Raw genomic sequence first — 26,231 nt, 5'->3', positions numbered from 1 at the left:
TCTTTGCGTCACAATTTTTTATCATTCATTGTAAATCCAAAATATATGTTTTCCATCGAAAAAGCAACCCTTGCCGATTGTCCCCTTATCCAGACTCTGGCATCCAATATCTGGGAACCGACCTATGGTTCCATCCTCTCCCGCGAACAACTCGACTATATGTTCGAGATGATGTACAGCAATGAAAGCCTTCAAAAGCAAATGAGCGAACTTCATCACCAGTTCTTCATCATCTATGCCGACGGTGTCCCTTCCGGCTACTTGTCTATCGAGACCGTAGAAAAGGATTTATATGAATTCCAAAAAATATACTCTTTGCCTTCCCTACACGGTTCGGGAATCGGGCGTTTCATTATCGAACAGGGAATAGCCTACCTGAAAACGATCCATCCGAGCCCTTTTACGATAGAACTGAACGTAAACCGCCACAACCCAGCCGTAGGTTTCTATAAGCATATGGGATTTCACGAACATGCAACCCGTGATTTCCATATCGGGAACGGCTATTACATGAACGATTACATAATGAGAATGGAGGTAAAGGAATGAACGTACGCCTAAAACCGATCATGTTTGTCGGGACTTGTTCCGATGCAGGCAAAAGCGTTATCAATGCAGCTTTCTGCCGTATATTCAAGCAAGACGGATATCATCCGGCACCATTCAAGGCGCAAAATATGTCACTCAACTCCTACTCCACTCCTGAAGGTGGAGAAATGGGACGTGCACAGGTGGTACAGGCCGAAGCCTGTGGGATCGCCCCGCATACGGATATGAACCCGGTGTTGCTGAAACCGACGAATGATAAAAGCTCCCAAGTCGTCTTGAACGGCCGGCCGGTCGGAAACATGTCGGCACAGGATTATTTCGGTATGCAAAACCAAAAAGAGGTATTATTCAAAGAAGCGATTGAAGCCTTCCATCGCCTGGAAAGTCGCTATAGCCCGATCGTCCTGGAAGGGGCCGGTAGCATTTCCGAACTAAACCTGCGCGACCGAGACATCACCAATATGCGGATGGCCGAGCAGGCAGGAGCGGCCACCTTTTTGGTTGCCGACATAGACAGAGGCGGCGTTTTCGGATCTGTTTACGGAACAATCGCCCTTCTGAAGCCGGAAGAAAGAGTTTTGATGAAAGGGATCATTATCAATAAATTCAGGGGAGATGTATCTCTTTTTGACGATGGCAGGAAGATTATCGAGGACTTGACCGGTGTGCCGGTAGTAGGTGTGATTCCTTGGTTTCGCGATATCAAAATCGAAGAAGAAGATTCGGTCGCCCTCGATATGAAACACAATACTTACCGGGACGGAAAAATCAACGTGGCGATCATCTTGCTGAAACGAATGTCTAATTTCACCGACTTCGACGTATTGGATATGGACCCTCGCTTCAATGCCTATTATACGAACAATATCGACGAGATAGAAAAAGCAGATATCATCCTGCTTCCCGGCTCTAAAAATACACTTTCGGATCTTCAAAGCCTGCGAGCGTGCGGTATAGCCGATGCAATTATCCGTGCCCATAAAAACGGGAAAAAAGTTATCGGCATCTGTGGAGGGTATCAAATGATGGGAGCACGCCTCGAGGACCCGAAAGCCATCGAAGGAAACCTGCCCGCCGTTCCCGGACTGGGCCTGCTACCGCAATGTACGATCATCGAACCGGAAAAAATAACTCGCCAAAGCACCTTTGCCTTTCTGCCTGGGCTATGCAAGGACGGTTCCTGTAAAGGCGGTTCGCGAACCATCTCCTACGGCTGTCGCGGCTACGAGATACACATGGGACGAACAACTCTGCTTGGCGACGCTCCAGAAAGTCCGGTGGCCGTCCTCGACGACGGACGGACGGACGGTTATTATCTGGATAACACATGCTGGGGCAGCTATATGCACGGAATACTGGATAACCCGGAAGTCCTGGACAATCTGGCCGAAGGATTTGATAAAGAAACAACAGACCACCCTTTCGACTATGCAGCATTCAAAGAAGAACAATACGACAAGTTGGCGAATTTAGTCAGGAAACATGTCGATATGGATTATATCTATCGGCAACTGGTTTGACAATTGTCAATTATTTCAACCGGTCCACCCTGGCAACGTCATCTAGTTTGACACAGACTGTAGCCCCTAATTGTTCAAGGTAAAGAACTAAATGATTCTTTTTAATCTTCTTTACTTTTCCGGAAACATGTTTCATGGCTCCGCAAAGGATCTCGACCTCTTCGCCGGGGCATAAAGCATGTTCGGATGCTTGGTCGAGAAAATCCTGAATGGCATCGATCTCCTTCTGGCGGACAACGGCCGGTTTTCCATTGTAATAGACGATACGGGCCACGCCATACACTCGGGTCAGATTTCTTAACTCCGGGTCGGTACACCGTACAAACAGATAAGAGTTAAATAATGGCAACTCCACGATTTTGACACGGTCAGACCAAACCCTGGGCGCACGATGAAGCGGAAGCCAACACTCGACTCCAAGCGCATCGATCCGGTCCCTCACCTGCTTTTCCGCCCTGGGAGCGGTATACAACACATACCAACTTGTCTTATCGGCGTTTATCTTAAGTTCTTTTTTCTCCATAACGTACACAAATATACGACTATTTTTCATACATGGAATGGCCCATATTCAATAAACCTTTATCCATTCCCGAACGAGCCGGATTAATCTTGTTATTTTCCCTGAATATCAATAATTATCTCTGTACGAACAAATATACACACTATTCAAGAGAAGACTTATCTGAATTTCTTTGATGCTGAATGTATGTATATCGACATCAATATATTTCAAAAGCCGAATATTCCGGAAGACGATCAGTAGGACCATCATCGAGAGTTTGAACGAGGCAATCGGGGTCGACTCTGTAAAAGGTTCCGGTTCTACTTTCTGGTTCACACTACCACTCGAATAAAAACGCGGTGTGCAAAACAGTCTTGTTCCCGTACTCCACATAGGATCACATAAAACAGACCATATAAATATCTGATTGATAAGACCTGTTCTTTTGCCTCCCTGTAGGAGCGGAGACAAGTACATTTTGACACACCGCTTTTCATTACTTTTGCATCGGACCCACCGATGGCGGAGGATTTCCAATCCCCCATTTCTTATTTGCTTTCGGCCCCATCTTCAGAGACAGGACACCGCCGGCAGTAATCCGGCTATGGTCAAACCAAGGACCACTCAACTCTTCGCCGTTCAACGTGACCGATTGCACATATTTATTATCATGGGTAGCACCATCTGCTACAATCTCGAACACGTTACCATCGCCGAGATCAATCTTCACATCCGAAAAGACCGGACTACCGATATTATAAGTCGGAGATCCCGGTGTCACCGGATAAAATCCCATCATACTAAACACCACGAAGGCAGACATACCGCCACCGTCTTCATCACCCGGAACTCCCATCAGGTCGTTACGGAACCACTGGTCAAGCAGGACACGGATGCGTTTCTGCGTCTTCCAAGGTTGTCCGGCATAATTATACAGATACGGGATATGCAGGCTCGGTTCATTTGCCATCGAGAACATTCCGACATTGCCGGTATGATCAGGCAAAAACGAGTAGAATTGCCACTTGGACATTCCTAAAGGAGTATCAAACATCGAATCGAGAGCAGCCGTAAAGACCTCGTTTCCTCCGATAAGCGAAACCAAGTCGCCGATATTGTGTTGTACATCCCAACGATAAATATAACCATTATTTTCATCATAATAATCGCGAGCACCCAAACCACCAGAATACCGATAATCCACACCTTCGATAAACTTACCGTCCTTATCCTTCGGATGGAAGAAACGGGTTTCCGGATTAAAGAGGTTCCGGTAGTTATAAGACCGGGCAAGGAAATATTCCGCATCCTCTTTCTTACCCAGTTCGGCCGCGATCTGAGAAAGACACCATTCGTCATAAGCCGTTCCTAAGGTAACGGCAACCGGTTGGCGTTTTTCCCACGGAGAGACATCAGCCACCGTTTCTTTTTCACCCGGTTTCAAAGCCGGGATATAGCCATGTTCCTTATAAAATTCATCCAACCATCCGGAAGGAGCCGCCGACCAGGGGATCAACGTTTTCTCTTCGATACCCTTACGGGCTGCTTCATATGCTTTTTCAAGATCGAAACCGCGAACACCTTTCCGCCAAGCATCGATAACAGTGGCAACGGCATGGTTGGAGTTCATACGGCGGGAGTCGCCGGTCACTTCAGGGAATGTCGGCATCCAGTTCGTCCCCATCTGCTGGGCCATCAAGAGATATGAATTGATAATATCGGTCTCACGTTCTTTATCGATCAGGATACGAAGCGGATGGGTAGCACGATAGGTATCCCAAATCCAGTCGTCGGTATAGAACGAATGGCCACCGTCTTCATGTATCTTGCCATCAAAAGCACTATAGTATTTACCGTCTTCGCTCAGATTCACCGGACGTTCATAACAACGGTATAAGGAAGTATAGAAAACGGTCTTGTCGTTTTCACTTCCTCCACTTACCTGTATCTTGCCTAAAGCATCGTTCCATTCGTTTCGTCCGATCCGGGCGATTGCACTTACATCATATGAGTTGATCTCACGCTCCAGGTTCTTCCGGGCTTGCTCTGTGCTAATAAAAGAGATTCCATAGCGCACACCGATCTCTTTCTGACCGGAGAAAGCCAATGCCAAGGCGGCATCTTTTCCCTCTACAGACGATTTACCGTACTTCACGGTTCCACTGGTCAGGACACCGGATTTCTCCGGTGTCTTGTCTGTTTCGGCATATAAATAGACCTTTGTTTTCTTATCTACATATTGAAAACCACTGACAGTGTTTCCATCACATTTCAACTCTCCATTCCGACTATTGAACACCAGATAAGCCGGTCCGTCTTTCTCGAACGTAAGGCTATAAACCGCGCTCTGGTGAGATGGAGCATAATCGACCTCGATATTCGCCTCATCCAAATATACCTGATATCGATACGGGACAATCTTTTCCCGATCGTAACTATACTGGATAACAGGTTTCAGACCCGCCTCATCACCCTGATAAGGACTCAGGTTGAAAGCCGAACTACCTCGATGGCTTGTCACGATGAGAGGCAACCCACCCAACCGGTCTCCCGTAAAATCACCACGTTCGGGATAGACACGCAACATACTGTTAGGCAGATGGACGGTCGGATAAGTCGGCACCAACAGATGGCTGATGTTCCCCATATAAGGGTTAACATATTCTACCGGTTCTTTCGGCAGGTTATCGGCGATCAACCGTTTTCCTTTGACATAATACCTATCGGCAAACATCATGATGGCAACTCCGATCACGACGCCCAATAAAAATTTTCCTGTTTTCTTTAGTATCTCCATTGTTTATTTCTTTTGTTTTTCATTTACTGAAAATGAATATGGAAAATCTTCCGGACTCACTCCTCTGTTCATATTCGGCTCATCTCCCATTTTGATATCCAAGACACCGCCTTTCAGCAGTTCGAAATGTTCCAGATAGTTTTTCGTATAATTCTTTCCGTTAAAAGACATAGACTCGATATAGATATTCTTGTCGCTGTTCTCCGGCGCATTGACAACCAAGCTCTTTCCATTTTCAAAATGCAAAGTGGCTTTCTTAAACAAAGGTGCGCCCAATACATATTGTGTCGTTCCGGGAGCAACCGGATAAAAGCCAAGAGCAGAGAATACATACCAGGCGGAAGTCTGTCCGTTATCTTCGTCACCACAATAGCCATCCGGTGTCGGAGTGTACATACGGTCCATCACCTGACGTAGCCAGTATTGGGCTTTCCAAGGCTCACCGGCATAATTGTACAGATAAATCATATGCTGGATCGGCTGGTTGCCATGTGCATAGTTTCCCATATTCATAATCTGCATTTCACGAATCTCATGGATAACCTGTCCATAATAACTATCATCAAATACGGGAGGAACAGCAAATACGGAATCCAGCATAGTGATGAATTCTTTTCGTCCCCCCATCAAATCGATCAATCCCTGCGGATCGTGAAAAACCGACCATGTATAATGCCAGCTATTCCCTTCTGTAAAAGCATCTCCCCATTTCAACGGCGAGAAAGGAGTCATGAAGTTGCCGTCCTTATTCTTTCCGCGCATCAATTTGGTCTCCTTATCAAACAAGTTTTTATAGTTCATTGCACGTTTGGCATACAAATCCAGTTCTTTTTTGGGACGTCCCAGATCTTTTGCAATCTGGTAGATACACCAATCATTATAGGCATATTCCAACGTACGAGCAGCATTCTCGTTAATCTTTACATCATAAGGCACATAGCCCAATTTGTTGTAATATTCATGTCCTAAGCGGCCGGTGGAAGAAACCGTCGGATGTACATTTTCCGTTCCGTGGATCAAACCTTTGTACAATGTTTCGAGATCATCCACCTTTATACCTTTGACGTAAGCATCCACCAAAACCGAAGCGGAATTGTTGCCCACCATACAACCACGATGTCCGGGACTTGCCCATTCGGGGAAGAAACCGCTTTCCTTATAAGCATTGATCAAACCTTCCTGCATTTCTTTCGACATGGTCGGGTACATCAGGTTCAGGAACGGGAACAGACTACGGAAAGTATCCCAGAAACCAGTATCCGTAAACATATAGCCCGGCAATACTTCTCCATTATAAGGACTATAATGTACAACTTTCCCTAAGGCGTCTATTTCATAAAACTTACGGGGAAACAGAAGCGAACGGTACATGCAGGAATAGAACGTCCGATACTGGTCCAGAGTGCCACCTTCCACTTCGATCTTACTCAACTCCTTATTCCAAACATCTTTGCCTTTTTGTACCAATGTGTCAAAATTGTCAGAACCCAACTCTTTCAGATTGAGCGAAGCTTGTTCGAAACTGATAAACGAAGAAGCGACCTTTGCATGTACAATCTCGCCTTTCGTCGTCTTAAAACCGATAACGGCACCGACATGGTCGGATTGTTGCTCACGAACACCTTCCTTCAAAGTTGCATCGGCAAAAGTTGCTTCATAAGTGAAAGGTTTATCAAATTCGATAACGAAATAGTTTTTGAAATTATCCGGTACACCACCGCTATTCTTGGTCGTATAACCGATAACCTTGTTTTCTTCAGGGATCACTTTGATATAGGAACCTTTGTCAAACGCATCCACTACGACATAGGAATGTTCGTTTTCCGGGAAAGTGAAACGAAACATGGCAGCACGATCAGTCGGTGTCAGTTCGGTTTTCACATCATGCTCTGCCAGATAGACTTCATAGTAGTACGGTTTTGCTATCTCACTCTTATGAGAGAACCAACTGGCCCGTCTATCCTGATCAAATTCAGGAATACCGACAACCGGCATGATGGCAAACTGCCCGTAATCATTGATCCAGGGACTTGGCTGATGGGTTTGTTTAAAGCCACGTATCTTATTGGCGGTATAGGTATACCCCCATCCATCCCCCATCTTACCGGTTTGCGGGGTCCAAAAATTCATACCCCAAGGACGTGCTATAGCCGGATAGGTGTTACCGGTTGATAGCTCAAACGACGATTGCGTCCCCATTAAAGGATTAACAAACTCTACCGGGTCAAAAGCACCGTCTGACGCAACGGCAGACCTTCCCAGGCAGGTTAGCATAGCAATAAGAGCAAAAGCCCATATACTTTTTTTCTTCATTTTTATTTATACGATTAATATTCTACTTACAAAGATAAGTCAAACAACTCCTTAAGTAAAAGCAAGTAATGTGAATTTTTCTCAAAAATCAATAAAAAGGGAGGTTACCCATCTATGAACAACCGCCCTTCTGATCAAAACTGCTTTTTAATGAGTCCTGATATCAACTCTATAGTTTGAACTTATACAGTTGCGCCATCACCTTCTGGTATTCATTCTGCAACTGCATATGATTCTGCATACTCTGATAGAGCGTGGTGACGTCTACAAAATATTCGATCATCGAGATTTGTCCCGCTTGGATCGCCTTATTCAACAACGCCAGGTTATTCTGGCTCTCCAGCACTTCGCCATACTCGTCGATGGAAGTCTTCAAGGCTACCGACTGGTTATAGAGTTGGAGCAATTCATTCTCTACCGCCGTCATCGTGCTTTCCAGTTGCAAATCGGTGTAAAGGTTCTGTGCTTTCGCCTGTTTCACATTGTTGCGGTTTGAGAAAAGAGGAATACTGATGCCGACCAAAAAGCCATTGAAACGTTCGCCACCCGAAGATGGGTTCATACGGTAACCCAACTCAAACGAAGGCAGCCCCATCGTCTTGTTGACACTGATTTGTCTCGATGATACGGCCTTCGCACTTTGCAAAGACAACAGACGCCGATCATTCTCCAAGATTTCCTGGCGCAGGTCGGCAAACGAGAGCGGAAGCTCCACAACCTCGTAAGCCGTATCAGTCAACTGAATAGAAATCCCCCCGTTCAGCATTTCTAGTTCCCGCTGTTTATTCACACGGGCCGCTTCGTTCATGCGTACCTCGTTACGGACGTTCAAAAGTTCAAGTTCGATCTTGTTCGTTTCCAAAATATTGGCATCACCCTGTTCCAAGCGTTGCTGATAGAGTGCGGCAAGCTGTTCGGCGCTTTTCCGACGGATATCCAGCAGGTTCTTTTGCTGATTCAGAAAGATCAAGTCCAGGCAAGCTTCTTTGGCTTGCAACAAAATCTGCTGGCGCACTTCTTCGCCCTGTCGGTCGTAGTTTTCGCCCTTCTGCTTGGAGAGCTTGTTCCGTTGCATATATAAAGACGGGAAGTCAAATGATTGCGAAGCGACTAATTCACCGGTGAATCCCATTCCCTCTTTGTTTCCATACAAATGGGAATAAGTAACGGTAGGATCAGGCAGGTTGTTGTCCAGTTTGGCTTCCAACTTTTGTGCCGTCACCATCTGACGGTTTGCCTGCAATTCCTTGTTATTGGTCTCTACACTCCGGAGCACTTCCTCGATGGAAGTTTGCGCCCCGGCCACCAATGCAGAAGAAAGCAATGCTATTGTTAATATGAATCGTTTCATTCTTTATCTTCTTTATTCATTAATAAATAAACAATCGGGATGATGAAGCCGTTCAGGAAAGTGGATGTCAGCAGACCTCCTAAGATAACGGTCGCCATCGGACTTTGTATCTCGTTGCCTGGCAAATCGCCGTTCAGCGCAAGCGGGATTAACGCGAGAGCCGAACTGAGCGCCGTCATCAGGATAGGATTCAAACGGTCCATAGAACCTTGCAGGACGGCTTGTTTCAACGGTACATTCTCTACAGTCCGAAGATGCGTGTAATGGCTGATCAGCAACATACCGTTACGAGTGGCAATACCGAACAGGGAAATGAAACCGATAATAGCCGGAATACTCACCTCGCCGGAAGTCAGCTTCAAGATAAACACGCCCCCGATCAACGCCAACGGTAGGTTCAACAGAATAACCCCGCTCTCTTTCGCATTCTTAAACTCATTATAGAGCAACAGGAAGATCACCAACAGAGACATCAACGAAGTAAGCAGTAACGTACGGCTGGCAGCCTGTTCACTCTCGAACTGCCCGCCATATTCGATATGATAGCCTTCAGGCAACTGGATGGAAGCATCTATCTTCTGCTGTATCTCATTGACGATGCTGCGGAGGTCGCGCTCGGAAACATTACCACTGATCACGATCTTACGCTGCACATTCTCGCGATTGATCGTGTTCGGACCTGTCACGGAACGGATTTCGGCGACATAGCTCAACGGGACTTTCTTACCACCCGCATCGATCATCAGATTACGGATATCCTCCATTGTGGCACGGCTTTCATCCGAAGTCTTTACCGTCAGGTCAAATGTCTTGCCATTGTCATACACCTGGCTGACAGCTTCGCCCCCCAGCATGACATTGACATACTCCTCAAACTCCGGCAACGTGATGCCATATTGTGCCATCAACTCACGCTTCGGTGTAATGGTAAGCTGCGGACGCTCGATCTGTTGTTCCACTTTCAAGTCCACCAGACCGGGGATTCCTTGTATAGCCTCCTTGATCTGGTTACCGACCGTAAACATCAGATTCAAGTCCGTACCGAACAATTTGATTGCGATATTCGCCTCCGTACCGGAGAGCATGGCGTCGATACGATGAGAAATAGGCTGTCCTATTTCGATGTTAGCTCCACTGATGGTAGACAATTTCTCACGGACATCATTCATAACCGCATCGCGGCTACGGTCTTTCAAGACAAACGGAGCTTCGATTTCCGATACGTTTACCCCTAAAGCATGCTCGTCAAGCTCGGCACGTCCGGTCTTGCGGGCAACAGTCTGGATTTCGGGAACCTGCATCAGCAATTCTTCTGCCCGTCGTCCCATCTCATCCGATTCTTCGAGGGAAATGCCCGGAAGAGAGCTTACATTGATCGTAAACGAACCTTCGTTAAATGGCGGCAGGAAGCTACGTCCCAGCGTAAAGAACATTCCCAATGCAACAAGAAACAGGCCAATCGTACACCCTAACACCATATTTTTATGTGCCAATGCTCCATTCAAGGCTTTGCCATACAATTCTTTCAACTTGCGGGCCACCCATGCCTCCTTCTCTACTTTCTTGTCTGTAGACTTCCGGTTCAACAGGTAGCTGCACAACACGGGGGTCAATGTCAACGCCACGACCGTAGAGGCAAACAGCGCAACAATAAAGGCGATCCCCAGCGGCACCAGCATACGCCCTTCCATCCCGCTCAGGAAGAAAAGGGGCACGAAGCTGACCACAATAATGAGCGTCGAATTCAAAATCGGCATACGTACTTCGCGAGATGCATCGAACACGACTTCCAAAATGGAACGTTGCTGATCGGAAGGCAACAAATGATTTTCCCGTATCCGTTTATATACATTCTCCACATCAACAATCGCATCATCGACCAACGAACCGATAGCAATCGCCATTCCTCCCAAACTCATGGTATTAATAGTCAATCCCATATAATGCAATGTCAGTATGGAAACTAACAAGGAAAGAGGCAAGGCAACCAGCGAAATCACCGTTGTACGGATATTCATCAGGAACAGGAACAGAACAATAACAACAAAGAAACTGCCTTCGAACAGACTGTTCTTCACATTATCAATAGAGCTGTCAATAAAGCGGCTCTGACGGAATATGTCGGTCGAAACGTGCACATCAGCAGGCAGGTTCTTCTGCAAGTCCGCCATAATCGCGTCTAACTTTTCCGTCAAGTCGATCGTACTGGTGTTCGGCTGTTTCGTGACCGTAATCAACACGGCAGGTTTCGCCCGTTCGGAAGCAGTTCCAAGCTTCGGACTCTTGCTGCCAATCTTCACTGTTGCGATATTTTCCAATAAAACGGGGAAATCTCCGACAATCTTGACAACTCCCTTTCCGATCTCCTCGGCATTCGCAGTAGAAAGAACACCCCTGATGATGTATTCATTATCATATTCATAAAGGACACCACCATTGGCATTCCGGTTCATGTTGCGGGTAACGGCCAGAACTTCACCCAAGCTTACACCATAGTGCTTCATGCGGGCGGGATCAAGCAATATCTGGTACTCCTTGATATCGCCACCGATCACGGCAACCTGTGCCACTCCTCCCGTCGAGAGTAATCGCGGACGGATGGTCCAGTCGGCAATCGTACGCAGGTCCATTTGGGTTGTAGGGGCGATTCGTGAACCACTCTTACTATCATCAGCCGTCAGCCCGATAATCATCATTTCCCCTAAAATGGAAGACTGCGGGCCCAGCGTCGGTTTCCCGACATTCTCCGGCAGGCTCTCACTGACGACAGCCAACTTTTCGGAAACGATCTGGCGAGCCCGGTAAATATCCGTTCCCCAATCGAATTCAACCCACACGACAGAAAAACCCGTCGTAGAAGACGAACGGACACGGCGCACATCCATCGCACCATTCACAGCCGTCTCTACCGGAAAAGTAACCAGACGTTCTACCTCTTCTGGCGCCATACCGTTTGCCTCCGTCATAATGACAACGGTCGGCGCATTCAAATCCGGGAACACATCCACATCTGTATGGAAAGCGGTATACGTACCGGCAATCATCAGCAGCAAGGAACAGATCAATACAACCAACCTGTTATGCAGCGAGTAATATATTATCTTATTCAGCATAATCTTTTTTAATTGTCAATTCATTAATGATTATGTGTATGTGCGGGAATTGCATTAGAAGCAGAAGCCAGCTTGATCTGGTAAGCACCGACCGTCACAACTTCGTCACCTGCATTCAGGCCGCTCAATATCTGAACTTCGGAGCCGTTGTCGGCACCTAATGTCACAGGAACCTTTTTATAGGCTTCTTCATGCACGCGAACAAAGACTGAATAAACACCCTGCTCCTCGATAAGGGCGGAAACAGGGACACTGATGACATTCTGCATCGGAGCCGTAAGCAGATAGATCTCGACAAACGAGCCGGGAATAATAGCTCCCTTATTATCAAACTCGAATGTAACCGGAACATAAAAAGAGTTAGTATCGGAGGCCTTGCCATAAGAAAGCAGACGTCCACGCAGATCGGACAGTTTATAAGTCACGTTATCGTACGGCGTACAGAAATTAGCGGACTGTATAGATGGCAAGTAGTTGTAATATTTCTCTGAAACCTCCGCACGCAACACCAGGCGGCCATTCTGCGAAATCGTGGCCAACGGCTGGCCTACCGTCACATAATCACCCTCTTTCACTTGCAAGTTTTTCAGATAACCGTTTATTGGCGAAACGACCGACACCCCGTTAGCAGTCTGTTTTCCTGCTACCGCTTCCCAAGCCACCTTCGCATTCTCGTAATTCAGACGTGCCTGTTCAAAATTTTTGGCAGAAACGATCTTATCTCCTACCAGGGTTTCCATACGTTCATATTCTTTCTTTGCATTCTCATACGCATATTTGGCTTTAGCCGCCACATTACCGTCAGACAAACTGCTCGAAGCAAGACTCAGAATAGCCTGTCCCTTGCGAACAGCCGTTCCATCGACAAATGACAGGTTGCCGAATGTTACCACACCGGGAACCGTAGCCACCACAGTCGACTCCTCTCCCTGCGCAGCCATCACCCGCCCGCTTGTTTTGATCACATCGGTAAAAACACCCGGCTCAACCTTAGACGTCTGCAATCCGACTGCTTCCGCCAATGCTTTCTTAAACGAAATTTCACCGGCATGTCCTTCTCCGGTCTCTTCATGTTCATGATCATGTCCCTCATGTTCATGGTCATGCCCTTCGTGATCGTGGTCGTGTCCTTCTTCGTGTTCGTGGGCTTCATGTTCATGCTCTCCATGTGCCGCAGTATTGCCATTGCAACCTGCCAGGATGTAGGCGAAAATCACCCACACTAAATATATTTTTTTCATTATGATGTATGAATTTTGATTTATGAGTTATGAATAAAAGAAGGTTCATGATTTATGATTTATATCATCAACACATAAATCATAAATCATAAATTATAAATCAAATTCATACGGAGGCGCACGAAGCCCTGACGCAGAAACAATCCACGTATCATGCAGGGACTCGATGTAGTAGGCCCGGTCATTCTCGAACAAGAGCTTGTAAAAGACCGGAACAGGAGGGTTTATATAATCAAACAATACAAGCAAAGGGAAAAGAAACTGATTCCCGTTTCCATCTGTCACATGCGAGAAAATGGAAGTGTAGAGTGCGATGTTATGCCCGTTGCATCCGCAATCATGTGATTCGGAACTTCCATGCCCACCATGAGCCGCCTCGGCTGAAAGTGATTTATAGCAAGGCAACCCGTTACTATGGTGATGGTGCGGTACGACTACCGACATAAGCATCACGATACTAACAAGCAGCATCACATATTGGTATATTTTCTTTTTCACTCTCATACTTCCGATACAAAAATACGAAGTTTTTTAATTACTACGCAATTATGCTTCCTAAATTAAGAAACTGTTTTGTTTTTCACCAAACCAGGCGGTTTTCATTGTCTGGCAAGGCACTTTAGTTGCCAGACACCCCCATGTTGCCACCCTTTACATCCGGGTGTACCCCCCCCTCTTCACCCGGATGTAAAGGGTGGCAACATGGGGGTGTTCGTGAAATTATGTGCTTATTTCTGCCAAAAAAAGAGATAGCTTTTGTGGAATGAAGAACCATATTGTTTTTCAATCATATGATAAAAGCTCCATATTTCATGAGTGACAAAGGAGTGACAGAGTAGTGATAGAGTAGTGATAGAGGAAAATGTCATCTATCACTACCTCTAACGTTTAAATATCAATAACTACAGGCTCGTCAGTGATAGAGTGATAGATGAAAACAGTTTCTATGATTTCTCCCGATAGAGAAGAAAGGTATGCCAAGTGAAAACTTACTTACGAAATGACATAAATCAGGCATGGATATAAACCCATATAATCCATGCCTAAAAAATCGTGATGAAGATGTGTTTTGACATCTCCTTGTTATTCGGAAATAAGCCTTTATTTGTCCAGCTTAGCACAAATAAGTTCGGCCGCCTTCTTACCGCTCATCAGCATACCGCCAAAGATCGGCCCCATGCGGAAACTACCACTCACCCCATTGGCAGCCATACCAGAAACGAACAGTCCCGGATAGATTTCCTTCGTATTTTCTACGGTTGTAGACTCACCCAGCTCGACATTCAGCGAACGTTCGCCGATCACGCCCCCAGTCGGAGTATTCAGCTTGATATCGTTTTTGCGAGCCACCACGCGTGCGATTTCACAGTCGTGGCCGGTTCCTTCCAGGACAGCCTTGGACATGATTGTCAGCGGGTCCACATGCATACCTTCGCGGATAACCGGAGCCCAGTTTACCACCACTCCGGCTACAGCATCGTTATGGAACACTACATCTTCTACGGAATAGCAGTTGAAAATAGTCGCACCGGCTTTCGTCGCACCATAGATCAAAGCCGAGGTCGTGTGTACGGAATCCATGATATAAGTACCGTTTCCGGCATCCTTATAACTTACACCCAACTCACGCACGATCGGCATAGCCTCTTCCTGAACCACGATATCGTTGAACATCATGGCGCCCCCCCACATACCTCCACCGGGGGCCAGCTTACGGTCGAACAAAGCCACCTTCTTTCCGGCCTTAGCCAGATAATAAGCGGCTACGATACCAGAAGGACCACCACCGACAATAGCGACATCAATAGACAAATTGCTCTTTAACTTCGCAAAGTAAGAGTCGATAATTCCTGTTGAAACAATCTGTTCCATTACAAAATAATAATTAGAGTTTAAACATCGGGAAGCACATAGAGGTAACGCTTCCCTTTATTTAGTAATTCTACCTTTTCCCTTCACGGCGTTATCCGGCAGGTTCAATGGGTATAATCTCAGCCTGTATAGTAAGGCACCCCTATGATAAGTCGGAGGCAAAGATATAATAATTATCCGAAATGCGGCGGACGCTTGTCCATTTTCCGTTCCACAAAATTCTTCATGAACGCAACCGTCTCGTCTATCCCCAAGACAGAGACATCTATCGAAAAGTTGTAGGTGGATGCAACGCCCCATTCCTTATTCGTATAATAGTTATAATAAGCAGCACGCGACTTGTCGGTCTTCAGCATCAATTCCTCCGCCTGTTCGACCGTCAGGTTCTGGCTTTCGATGATCCGTTGAATACGGTTTTCCTTGTTGTTATGAATAAAGAAACTCAGGCAGTCAGGATTGTCACGAAGGATATAGTCGGCACATCGTCCGACAATCACACAAGAACCTTTTTCCGCCAAGTTACGGATCGTATCGCTCTGATACAGGAACAAACGGTCGTTAGACAGCACATCGGCATACGGCGGGAACAACCCCATATACGAATAGCCCATCGTAAAAGCATACGCCAAACCACTGGAAGCCTTCTCGTCCGCTTTCTCGAAAAACTCCTCGCTCAATCCGCTTTCCTTCGCGGCAAGCGCCATCAGTTCCTTGTCATAATAGCCGATGCCCAGTTCTTTTGCCAGCTTCTGTCCTACCTCGCGACCACCGCTGCCAAACTGCCGGCCGATGGTCAATATGATTTTATTATCCATGTCTATCTATGTTTTTGGTATCAAGACAAAGGTAAATAAAATTTATTTAGAATGAAACTTCCTGAACTGGTTTATCAAGACGAGAGCCGTAACAATCGTAGCTGTCGTGTCGGCGATCGGGATGCTGATCCATACGCCAAGTGTTCCGAACCATCGGGGAAGAATCAACAAGCAGGGAACGAGGAACAGCATCTGCCGGGTGAGCGAAAGGAAGATCGCCTTCTTAGACATCCCGATGGAAAGGAAAAAGTTTGTCGCCACCATCTGGAAACCGACAATCGGAAAGACCGCAAAGACGATATGCAAACCGTACACCGCCGCCTCGATCAGCTCCGGATCGGTCGTAAACATGCGGACGATCACCGAGGGGAACAACTGACAGAGCAAAAACCCTGTTGTCGCCACCCCTATCGCCCACTTCATCGTCAACTTCGTCACTTCCGTCACACGCGAATATTGGCGGGCACCGAAGTTATAACCGGCAATCGGCTGCATCCCCTGGTTGAACCCCATGATGATCATAATAAAGAGGAATACCACCCGGTTCACGATCCCGTATGCGCCGATCGCCATATCGCCGCCATGCTCTTTCAGTCCCCGGTTAATCAGTATTACGATCAGGCAGGCACAAAGATTCATCAGGAAAGGTGACATTCCGATATAAAGAATCCCCTTCACGATTTCGCTTTTCAGCCGGTAAATGCCTTTCTTGAAATGCAACAACTCCTTCGGACGGGAAAAATGAATCAACTGTCCGGTCAGCGAAATGACCTGAGAGATGACGGTAGCCCATGCCGATCCCTTGATCCCCCAACCGAAACCGAAGATAAAAAGCGGATTCAGTACACAGTTGATCACCACCGACGCCAACGTCGCATACATCGCTAATTTAGGGAAACCGGAAGAACGCAACACCGCATTCAGTCCTAGATACATATGAGTAATCACATTTCCTATCAGGATCACATTCATATAATCGCGGGCATACGAAATCGTGTTCTCGCTCGCCCCGAAGAAATAGAGGATCGGATCGAGCAACAACATAAAGACCAACGTAAATGCGAGTCCCAAAACTACGTTCAGCACCAGTACGTTTCCGAGCACCTTGTTCGCCCCTTCATAATCTTTCTGTCCCAACTTCACGGACACCAGCGTTGAAGCCCCCACCCCAACCAGAGAACCGAAAGCAGCCGCAAGGTTCATCAATGGAAAAGTCAAGGCCAAGCCGGAGATCGCCAACGGTCCTACCCCGTGTCCGATAAATATACTGTCTGCCATATTGTAGAGCGAAGAAGCGGTCATGGCGATAATGGCCGGTATGGCATACTGTGTCAACAACTTGCTGATGCGCTCGGTTCCAAGCACTAAAGGAGAATTTTGTTTACTCATGTCACAAAGATACGCAGAATCCGAAAAAAAGGTTACTTTTGTTTTCTTATAAAGTATAAAAAATGGCAGAAAATTTAATAATCAACGGTGAGAACAAGCGGGAACTATATGAGACGCTGCTTCCTCAATTGCAATCGCTGACAGCGGGAGAGACGGACGTCGTCGCCAATATGGCGAATGTCGCCGCTGCCCTGAAACAAACATTCGATTTCTTCTGGGTAGGCTTTTATGTGGTAAAAGAAGAGATGCTCGTGCTTGCCCCGTTCCAGGGGCCTCTTGCCTGCACGCGCATCCGGTACGGGAAAGGTGTATGCGGAACAGCCTGGAAGGATGCACAAACAATCATTGTCCCGGACGTAGAGCAATTTCCGGGACATATTGCCTGTAGCTCGGATTCACGGTCAGAAATCGTCGTACCGATAGTCAGAGATGGAAAAGTGGTTGCCGTACTGGACATTGACAGCGACAAGCTGAACGAGTTCGACAAGACGGATGCGGAATATCTGGAACGACTTTGCGCAATCTTACCGTTTTGAACGGTGGAAAACATATAATTGTGACAACCCTTCCCCCCCCAATCCGTCCAGGAAGAATCCATATGATATAATTTGAAAAAACGGAAGCCTCAAACGGAGGTCTTCCGTTTTTTATTGTCTATTCGACCGTCACCATCTTTCCCTCCGTATTCGCTCGGACAAGATGGTCATACATCGCTTCGCAATAGACCGGAGGCAAATAGAAACGGCCGGGGTAAACAGCACAAAGATTGATACGGACCGTCACTTGCTTTCCGGCAGGCAGATAGTCGATATAGCTGTAAGCACGATCATCACGAATATCTTGGTAATTGACACCTGTCACCCGATTGTCAACCGTGCCGCCTGTAAGGAAACGCGTGTTCAATATCTCCCAACCAGCCGGAAAAACCTCAGTCAGCACCAGGTGGTTATAGCCACGAGGAGACGAATTTGCGACGGTCACCACAGCCGTGAAGTTCGTACCCTGCTGCAAAGCGGAGGTATTCACCGGATGGCCGTCATGATTCATATAGCTGACGGCGAGCGTAAGACCGTTCGCATAGGCTTCCTCTTTACCCTCGGCTGGGATACCTTCGGCCACGAGGCGGGCGAACAGAGTGGATTTGCCGGTGTTCTTCAACTCTAAGGAGGCAGAAGAGGCAGTCTTGTCAAGCAAAGTCTCCGTCCAGATGTTCCGAGTGGTGGAAACCTTCTTCGCCTTGCCGTCTACGGCATAGGAGAAGTCCATCGAGCCGGACATCTTATATTTCTCCATATAGTCGGAAAGAGCCACCAGGCTGAATGCCGTGGATTGCGTGCTCAGCCAATCGTCGGATGCGAGCGTCTTGGATATTTCATTTGTCAAGAGAGCCGCTTCCTTACCGCCATCGAGCAGACAGAGCGTCATCAGGCGGATCGAAGTATCACGCAAGTCGCTGCCGAACGTCTGATCGTATCCGGAACAAGCCGTTGTCAGAGCCGTTGTCTTTACAACCAACTCTTTCGATACATCCGGACGTCCGACCAAAGCATAACCCGCCGCCAACAGATAGCGACTCATAGACATGAGCGTCTTACTCTCTTTCAGGCGATTCATGGCGCCGACCTCGGCAACTTGCCCTAAAGCGAGGACAAACAGGCGGTATGCCTGCGTCATTTCTTCGGATTCGGCAGAATAGGAGGCTTCCGGTTTCCAGTTACGGGCAATACGGCTCAAGTCATTCAACGCATTCCGCATCATGCCTTCGGGTACAAGGTAACCTTTCTTCTCCGCTTCGAGCAGAAAGTGGATGGCATAAACAGTCCCCCAAGCATTGGGAGCCGTTCCACCAGGCCAGTAGGAGAAGGAACCGTCTACCGTCTGGTAGGAACGCAGGCGACGGATCACTTCTTTCACGGTCGCTTCAGTCGATTGCTCCTGTTCGCGGGTCAACGAGGCGACCCCGCTCAAGTACAGTTGCGGGAATGCCTTCGAAGTGATCTGTTCAACACATCCATGCGGGTAGCCCAACAGATAGGACAACCGCGTGGAGAGGTTGACAGGTTGGACATCCGACATTTCGAGCACAAGGGAGTTCGTACCCTCCACGCCGGGAAGGCCGACCGTCCCTTTCCAGCTCTTTCCGGCTTCGAGCGTCACAGGTGTCACCTTGATTTGCGGACGGCGTACGGAACGGATTTCGATATCGGTTTCATATACAGACTTTTCACCACCGCCGGTAGCCGTGATCTTCACGTGTCCGGCTCCGGGGGTATCTTTCACACGAATGCGGAACTGCGCCAGTTTGTCACTGACCGTTTCAAAGTGCAGCATATGGCTCTTCTCGCCGACTACCTCCATATTGCCGGAGCAGGCGATCGTGACCTGCACGTCTCCAACTCCTTTTTCGGTGGCAAAGACGGTAGCAGGAACCACCATCTCCTCTCCTATGCCGATAACGCGCGGGAGTGTGCCGAGCAGCATGACAGGCTTGCGCACGAGCACGCTCTTCTCCGTGTTGCCGTAAGCCTCCCCGTTTCCAGCGACGACCATGACGCGGACACGGCCGTTGTAGTTCGGCATCTTATAGGTATGCTGCCGTTTTTCTCCCTTTTTCAGCAGAAACGGACCGGCAAACTGCACGACCGGCTTAAAGCGGTTCACTATCGCCTTCGGACCTTTATTCAAGGCATCGTCGCCGCCAATACTGAACAGTTGCTCGATACGGCCGCCATACGCGCCGACCACGTAGTTGTACAAATCCCAGGTATTAACCCCCAATGCCTCGCGGGCGTTAAACGCCTGCCAGGGATCGGGTGTGCGAAAGCGGGTTAGGTCAAGCAACCCTTCGTCGACAATCGCCAGTGTGTAGGCCATCTCGCGACCGTTCTTTTCGGAAACCATCACGTGACAAGGTGCTTCAGGCTTGACCTCATCCGCCATATGGATAATCGGGGCCAAATGGCTTTCGGGAGATGTAACCGTGAAAGGGACGACACCGTACATGCGGATCGGCAGGTCGTTCTTCGTGACACCATGCGGTTGCAAGAGTGTTATATAAAGGTACGCGTTTGGCTGCATATCCGGAGTGACGGCGAGCTTGACCGTAGTCTGCCCGTCGTTGCACATGTGCTCAGTGGTCGAAAGGACACGTGTTCCGTTCTCAATGCTGATGATCGCGCGGCTTCCCTTGACAGAGGGGAAGGTAACAACGATCTGTTCGCCTGGTGCGTATGTGTCCTTGTCGGTCTTGAAGGTTAGCATATTGGCGGAGGAAGAACCGTCAGCATCGCGTCTGCCTTCACTGTAAGGCCAGTCGAAATAGTTCATCACACCGGTAGAGTGTTTGCTCTCTTTGTCTTTCACCGAGATAAAATAGGTTCCCCAATCGGCATCGGCATATCTCAGGTTGAAGGAGGCCATACCATTCGTACCAGTACGGACGGTGAAGGTTTTCACCGGTTTGTTGTACGAATTCGAGACATAGTTCGCCAGGCTCCCGTTATCTGAGCTCCACCACCAGTACCAATGGACTTTATAGACTTTCACTTCGAGTTCGGTATTAGCTACCGCCTGTCCAAGATAATCAACGGAGGCTACCTCATATTTATATTCGGTTCCTGTCTTCAGTGGTTCCCCGTCTTGCTGGGGCGACTTGATGCCGGCATAGCGACGGTAGGGTGAATAGAACGCCCGGTTAGCATCGATGCTGAAATCGCCGGATTCCTCATACACACGGGTGACGAAACTCGCCAACAACATACCGGGAGCCGAAGCGCCGGTCTCGAAACGGGCTTTGATGGTGGCGTCGCCCGCTGCATCGGTCACACCGGAGATCACTTTGCTTTCTTCGCTGTTGAAGATTTTCGAAGGATCATCGAAATAGAATTTCTTATAGCCGGAAAAGGTGGTCGGGGTCGAGATAAAGGTTCCCTGAATATCGTATTTCAGATTGCGGGCAGTTGCTCCCTGTAGCCATTCCACGTGCATAGCGGCATCGAGCGGTTCGCCTCGGAGCAATTTTTTGGGGGGCATCGTAAGGGATATCTTCAAGCGGTTCGGTTTGATCGTTTCGATACGGAGACGCTTCGTAAAGGTGACGCCGCCGACATTCACGTTGACGTTCCAAGCGCCTGTCGGCGCATCGGGTTCGGTCGGCATATCGAAAACATAAAGTCCTGCTTCGCCTTTTGTCTGTGTCTTGCGCAGGTAGAACTGGCCGAGCGGATTGTAAAGTTCCATGATGACCGGATGGTTAGCAGGGAGCATCCGGCTGCGGTCGTTCAACATAAAGCCGAGATGCAGCGTGTCGCCCGGACGCCATACACCGCGGTCGCCGTAGATGAAGCCCTTGATACCTTTCTGCACGACTTCTCCGGAGACATCGAACGAACTCAGCGAAAGGGCGGAACCGTCGTCTACACGAAGATACGAGCGTTGCTGTCCGAGGGAAGCAGTCAGATAGAACGGCTTGCCGTTTTTCAGCGAGAAACGCACCTGCCCTTTGTCGTCTGTCACGCCGGAGGCTAATTCCTGACGCTGGTAGTTGTAGACAACGACTTTGACACCTTTCTCTGGATGGGTGCTCAGAATGTTATGTACAAGGACAGTCATATCGTTATCTTCGCCGGCCATCGCCAACAGACCGAGATTGGTGGCGAGGACATTCTTGCCGACGGTCGTATTATAATAATAGCTGTTGGAACAGGGGTCGCCACGTTTGCTATAATCGTAGTCGGACCAGTCGAAGTCGCCGTTATAGTAGTAATAACCGCCTCCATCGAAACGGCTACTTTCTTCCTTGAACTTGATCTCATCATCGGCAAGCAGTTGTTCTTTACTTTTCTTGACGAGGTCTTCGCAGGGATAGGCGGACAAATCCCGGTTGAACGACAGTTCCACCCGGTAGATGGTGCCGGGTTCGGGGTCGATCAGTTCTTTCAAATCGATCGCGTAGGTATTCCAACGACTGAGATCCTGGGTGGCGTCTTCATCGAGGAAGATCGTTTTACGCGCGATCAGGCGACCGACACGCATCAGGTCACTCGTTCCTTCGAGATCATTCACCTGAAGGAATTGTCCGATGTTCTGTTCGAATATCTTGATGACACGCACTACTACGCCGCGCAAGTAGACGGCTTGAAAAGGAATAGTCAGTTGTGTGGACTGTGGGATGATCACACCGTTGCCGATAAAACGGACTTCCGGCTTTTCATCACTGACTACGATCTGACGAACGATGCTTTCTTTCAGGTTCAGCCCGTTTTTGCTTCTGATGTTCTGGCTCAGATGAACATTAAGGGCACCTTTGCTACCTGCATCGGGATAAAGGCGGAGCTTATTGCCCTCGACATTGACGGTCTCCGATTTGTTACCGTCGATCCAGGCAAGTCCCTGCATGTTTTGTGCCGCATCGAGTAGTTTCGTAAAGGTGACTTCGACGTAACGTTCCGGCTCTGCGACATATTCGACTTCATACACGGCAAAATCATTCAGTTCGGGAATATCGACAGATAGCAGTTCCTCCTCCGGCACTTTCAGTTTATTCGGGGCTACGGATAATTTAAAGGCACGTGTCGCATCCGTCCCGGCCTGTATGTTCGAGATAGAAATTTCATGCCTCTTTCCGTCGGGACTATGTTGCCATCTGGCATTCGCCTTTTCGGAGAAACGGACAAGCGACTCTACAGTTTCGGGAATTTCCCTGTCCGGCGTAAATACCGAGCAGACAATGTCGTAGCCGTTTTCATTCTTCCGGTTGATATCGACGGATTGCAGGTTGGCACGCAACAGCAAAGGCTGCGTCGAGAATCTGAATGAGAAATATTTGTCCTTTCGTTCCGTATCAAACCACTCTGATAGATCAGCCTTTACCTCGTAACGAGTGTCGCGCTCAAAACTCTTGGATGGCTTGAATACGATCGTCCGGCTATTTTCAAATGCGAACTCGCCGACTGTCTCGGGCTTGATCTTGACCAGGTCACGAAGTTGGTCAGGCTCCATTCTGTCAACTGCTATTTCCTGGTTGAAAATAAGATATACGGGCGTATATCTTGAAATCGTACCGGAGGTAAACGCCTCCACATAGGGATTGAAAGGGATCTCTTCGGATTCGCTTTTACCTTTTCCACATCTGCTGAATAAAAACAAAAAACAACAGGCACAGATATAATACAGATATTTCGCCATATTTCCTGAATTTAACAGTTACACTTTCGACAAACAGACTGTCTGCGAATATAAGCATTTTTATGTACATTATTATTCTTATTTTTTACCAAATGGTAATTTCTGGCCGGACTTAAAAGACTACTTTTGCAAACTCTTTCCTCACCCTTCCTCACTTATTGGGAGAAAGGGGATTATGGCTGGCAATGCCATGTGCCGAACTGATTATTTTTTCGCGTTAACAGCTGATTATCAGTATCGGCACAAGATACGCAAGGTGGCGGAATAAGGCAGCTATCCTCTGGCATTCCGCATCACCCGCTCTATCGCATCATTCATCTGCGCGATGGACTCCAGACCAAGTGTCATGCAATGCAAGTTACTTTCGGTAACAGCAAAACGGATGGAACGTTCGCGTTCGGCATCAGAAACATGTTTGCCTTCACCAAAAATTTTCATTCCGATAAGCCCTTTGCCTTTCTTGCGTGCCTTGCCTAAAAGTTCGTTTACGGCTTCGACCGTCCCATCCATATGGCTTTGGAACGGATTCAAGCGGGCGAGGATAACGTCACACCACGGATTGTCGACTGCCTCGACCAGCGCTTCCCAGTTATGACAGGAGACGCCGACAGCTTTCACGATACCATCCTGCTTGGCTTTCGCCAGGCCGTCCATATAAAATTTACGAGTTTCCGCCCAGTCGCCTTTCGTCATACAGTGCAGTAGGAGGATATCGAAATAGTCCGTACCAACTTCCTGGCGGAAACGGTCGAGGGTTTTGCTGACCGACTCGCGTTTTTCCGACCCTTCGTCGTAGGTCCACATCTTCGTCATCAGCGTGAGTTTCTCACGAGGCAACTCTTTCAGGGCTTTTCCGACAAATGGTTGCGAACCGTACATATCGGCCATATCGAAGAAGCGAATACCGCGTTCATAACCGTGACGGGCTATCTTCACAAAGTTATCCAGTCCGAGCCGGGTCTGATTGGACTGGTAATTCCAGCCTTTCGTCCCGGTTCCCATAGCTATACGAGAGACTTTCAATCCGGTCTTTCCCAGTTTCACCCTGTCGACCGATATATCCGAAGGTACGGTCATCTGTATGTTGGCAAGTCCTGTGCGGACTAACGATAAACCGGCTACTCCGGCAATCCCAGTCTGAATAAATTTACGTCTGTCCATCTCTATAATTTTTAGGTAATACTTTCTTTAATATCAAATAACCGCACAAGCCTGAAATGAACGAACCGGCAAATACGCCCAACTTTGCCTGATTCAATAGCTCTACTCCGACATCAGGCATCCCGGCAAAAGACAGGTTCGCGATAAAGAGAGCTACCGTAAAACCGATACCGCCCAACATCGACACCCCGAATAGGTTCCGTTTGCTCACCCCTTCCGGCATCGTAGCAAGACGCAAACGGACAAAAATATAGGTGAACAGGAAAATACCCAGCGACTTTCCGGCAAACAGGCCGAAGAATACCGCCAACGGGATTCCCAGTAACGAACCGATCCCGATATCCCCGAAAGTAACGCCTGCATTGACAAAAGCGAAGAGCGGCAGGATCAGATAATTGACTAACGGATGGAGTTTGTTGGCAATGCTTTGCAACGGACTGATTGTTTTGTCCGCCAATGAATGAATATTGTTGAGAACTTGAATCTGTGTCGATGAAAGAACCGCCGCTTTCCGGGAATGACGCACTTCTGTGTAATCCAGCATATCCAGATAGCCAGTCATTTCACAAGTGAAATCATCCAGCTTAACAACCGGACGAGCCGGAACGGTGAATGCGACCAGCACACCCGCTATGGTCGGATGAATACCCGACTCAAGAAATAGCATCCACACAAAGAAACCTATTATATAGTAGAAAGCAATGTTATTCACCCTCATCCTTCCCCCTACATATAGCAAAGCCAGCAAGGCGAGTGAGATCAGAAGTGGCTCAAACGCAATCTCACCACTATAAAACAAGGCGATAATAATGATTCCGCCGATATCATCCACCACCGCCAATGCCGTCAAAAAAATACGCATGCTGAGTGGAACCCGTTTTCCCAACAACCCTAAAACAGCCAAGGCAAAGGCGATATCGGTCGCCATCGGAATAGCCACACCTCGCACTTCGGGTGCCGAATGACAAACCAGAAAATAAAACAATACCGGAACGATCATCCCGCCGCAGGCCGCAATAATCGGAAGCAGTGCTTTCCGTACCGAACTCAACTCCCCAATCAGAATTTCCTGCTTAATCTCCAATCCAATCACAAAAAAGAAGACTGCCATCAAGGCATCATTCACAAAGACCAGCATCGGCATCACTTCTCCATGATGCATAAACGGTGTGAAATTACCTATCTTCAAATCAATCGGATGAGATAAGATGTTATGGTAGGACTCCGCCCAAGGGGAATTGGCAAATAGCATAGCAAGAATCATAGCCATGAATAATAAGATACTCGCATTCGGTTTTTGCATAGCAAAACGACGCAACGGTTTAAGGATAACGTTGATGGTTCTATCCATATGGTATTTAAATATTTATGGGAAGCGGCGTGCAAACCGCTTCCCTTTGATTTTTTCCTAACAACTGT

General features: G+C 47.8%; 16 protein-coding genes and 1 pseudogene. 4 read left to right on the top strand and 13 right to left on the bottom strand.

Annotated elements, in window-relative coordinates; all coding sequences use genetic code 11:
- Window positions 1-45: 45 nt before the first annotated feature.
- Both BHV83_RS17240 and BHV83_RS17235 read left to right on the top strand, forming a co-directional pair.
- Window positions 46-549, top strand: a complete 504-nt coding sequence (locus BHV83_RS17240) for a GNAT family N-acetyltransferase (RefSeq protein ID WP_005638787.1) — start codon at window positions 46-48, stop codon at window positions 547-549.
- Window positions 546-2,069 (top strand): cobyric acid synthase, encoded by a 1,524-nt coding sequence (locus BHV83_RS17235; protein ID WP_195292703.1) that lies wholly within the window; start codon window positions 546-548, stop codon window positions 2,067-2,069. The genes BHV83_RS17240 and BHV83_RS17235 overlap by 4 nt, the downstream gene beginning before the upstream one ends.
- 10 nt (window positions 2,070-2,079) lie before the next feature.
- Here BHV83_RS17235 and BHV83_RS17230 read toward each other — a convergent pair whose 3' ends face one another.
- Complete coding sequence (locus tag BHV83_RS17230) at window positions 2,080-2,622, bottom strand: UpxY family transcription antiterminator (protein ID WP_046451932.1); 543 nt, start codon at window positions 2,620-2,622, stop codon at window positions 2,080-2,082.
- 202 nt (window positions 2,623-2,824) lie between these two features.
- On the opposite strand from BHV83_RS17230, the pseudogene BHV83_RS21855 reads away from it, so the two are divergent.
- Window positions 2,825-2,926, top strand: a pseudogene (locus tag BHV83_RS21855) (ATP-binding protein); the annotation flags it as partial.
- A gap of 144 nt (window positions 2,927-3,070) precedes the next feature.
- Here BHV83_RS21855 and BHV83_RS17225 read toward each other — a convergent pair.
- The 9 genes from BHV83_RS17225 to BHV83_RS17185 form a co-directional block, all read right to left on the bottom strand.
- Window positions 3,071-5,308, bottom strand: a complete 2,238-nt coding sequence (locus BHV83_RS17225; RefSeq protein ID WP_371746015.1) for a GH92 family glycosyl hydrolase — start codon at window positions 5,306-5,308, stop codon at window positions 3,071-3,073.
- A gap of 66 nt (window positions 5,309-5,374) precedes the next feature.
- Window positions 5,375-7,684: a GH92 family glycosyl hydrolase gene (locus tag BHV83_RS17220; RefSeq protein WP_022321484.1), complete on the bottom strand. Its 2,310-nt coding sequence runs from the start codon at window positions 7,682-7,684 to the stop codon at window positions 5,375-5,377.
- 169 nt (window positions 7,685-7,853) lie between these two features.
- Window positions 7,854-9,035 (bottom strand): TolC family protein, encoded by a 1,182-nt coding sequence (locus BHV83_RS17215; RefSeq protein ID WP_022321485.1) that lies wholly within the window; start codon window positions 9,033-9,035, stop codon window positions 7,854-7,856.
- Complete coding sequence (locus tag BHV83_RS17210) at window positions 9,032-12,148, bottom strand: efflux RND transporter permease subunit (RefSeq protein WP_195292705.1); 3,117 nt, start codon at window positions 12,146-12,148, stop codon at window positions 9,032-9,034. The genes BHV83_RS17215 and BHV83_RS17210 overlap by 4 nt, the downstream gene beginning before the upstream one ends.
- Before the next feature lie 23 nt (window positions 12,149-12,171).
- Entirely contained in the window at window positions 12,172-13,389 is a 1,218-nt protein-coding gene (locus BHV83_RS17205) for an efflux RND transporter periplasmic adaptor subunit (protein WP_195292706.1), read from the bottom strand.
- 93 nt (window positions 13,390-13,482) lie between these two features.
- Window positions 13,483-13,893: a DUF6769 family protein gene (locus BHV83_RS17200; RefSeq protein ID WP_286757807.1), complete on the bottom strand. Its 411-nt coding sequence runs from the start codon at window positions 13,891-13,893 to the stop codon at window positions 13,483-13,485.
- Between the two features lie 597 nt (window positions 13,894-14,490).
- Window positions 14,491-15,261, bottom strand: coding sequence for a sulfide-dependent adenosine diphosphate thiazole synthase (locus tag BHV83_RS17195; protein WP_005638798.1), 771 nt, complete (start codon window positions 15,259-15,261; stop codon window positions 14,491-14,493).
- Between the two features lie 173 nt (window positions 15,262-15,434).
- The gene (locus BHV83_RS17190; RefSeq protein WP_005638800.1) at window positions 15,435-16,076 is read right to left on the bottom strand and encodes a cytidylate kinase-like family protein; all 642 of its coding nucleotides are present in this window, start codon (window positions 16,074-16,076) and stop codon (window positions 15,435-15,437) included.
- A gap of 42 nt (window positions 16,077-16,118) precedes the next feature.
- A complete protein-coding gene (locus BHV83_RS17185) occupies window positions 16,119-17,465 on the bottom strand; it encodes an MATE family efflux transporter (RefSeq protein WP_005638802.1) in 1,347 nt (448 codons plus the stop codon).
- A gap of 62 nt (window positions 17,466-17,527) precedes the next feature.
- Here BHV83_RS17185 and msrC point away from each other — a divergent pair, with 62 nt between their 5' ends.
- Window positions 17,528-18,001 (top strand): free L-methionine (R)-S-oxide reductase MsrC, encoded by a 474-nt coding sequence (msrC, locus tag BHV83_RS17180; protein WP_022322015.1) that lies wholly within the window; start codon window positions 17,528-17,530, stop codon window positions 17,999-18,001.
- Between the two features lie 118 nt (window positions 18,002-18,119).
- On the opposite strand, the gene BHV83_RS17175 is transcribed toward msrC, so the two are convergent.
- From BHV83_RS17175 to nhaA, 3 genes are all read right to left on the bottom strand, one after another.
- Window positions 18,120-23,651 (bottom strand): alpha-2-macroglobulin family protein, encoded by a 5,532-nt coding sequence (locus tag BHV83_RS17175; RefSeq protein ID WP_286757806.1) that lies wholly within the window; start codon window positions 23,649-23,651, stop codon window positions 18,120-18,122.
- A gap of 273 nt (window positions 23,652-23,924) precedes the next feature.
- On the bottom strand, window positions 23,925-24,812 hold the full coding sequence (locus tag BHV83_RS17170; RefSeq protein WP_005638808.1) for an aldo/keto reductase: 888 nt from the start codon (window positions 24,810-24,812) through the stop codon (window positions 23,925-23,927).
- Complete coding sequence (gene nhaA, locus BHV83_RS17165) at window positions 24,799-26,163, bottom strand: Na+/H+ antiporter NhaA (protein ID WP_005638809.1); 1,365 nt, start codon at window positions 26,161-26,163, stop codon at window positions 24,799-24,801. The genes BHV83_RS17170 and nhaA overlap by 14 nt, the downstream gene beginning before the upstream one ends.
- Window positions 26,164-26,231: the final 68 nt, after the last annotated feature.

The sequence above is a fragment of the Parabacteroides sp. merdae-related_45_40 genome (assembly GCF_001915675.1).
The sequence above is the reverse complement of the archived record's forward strand: the minus strand, read 5'-3'. Positions and strand labels throughout refer to the sequence as shown.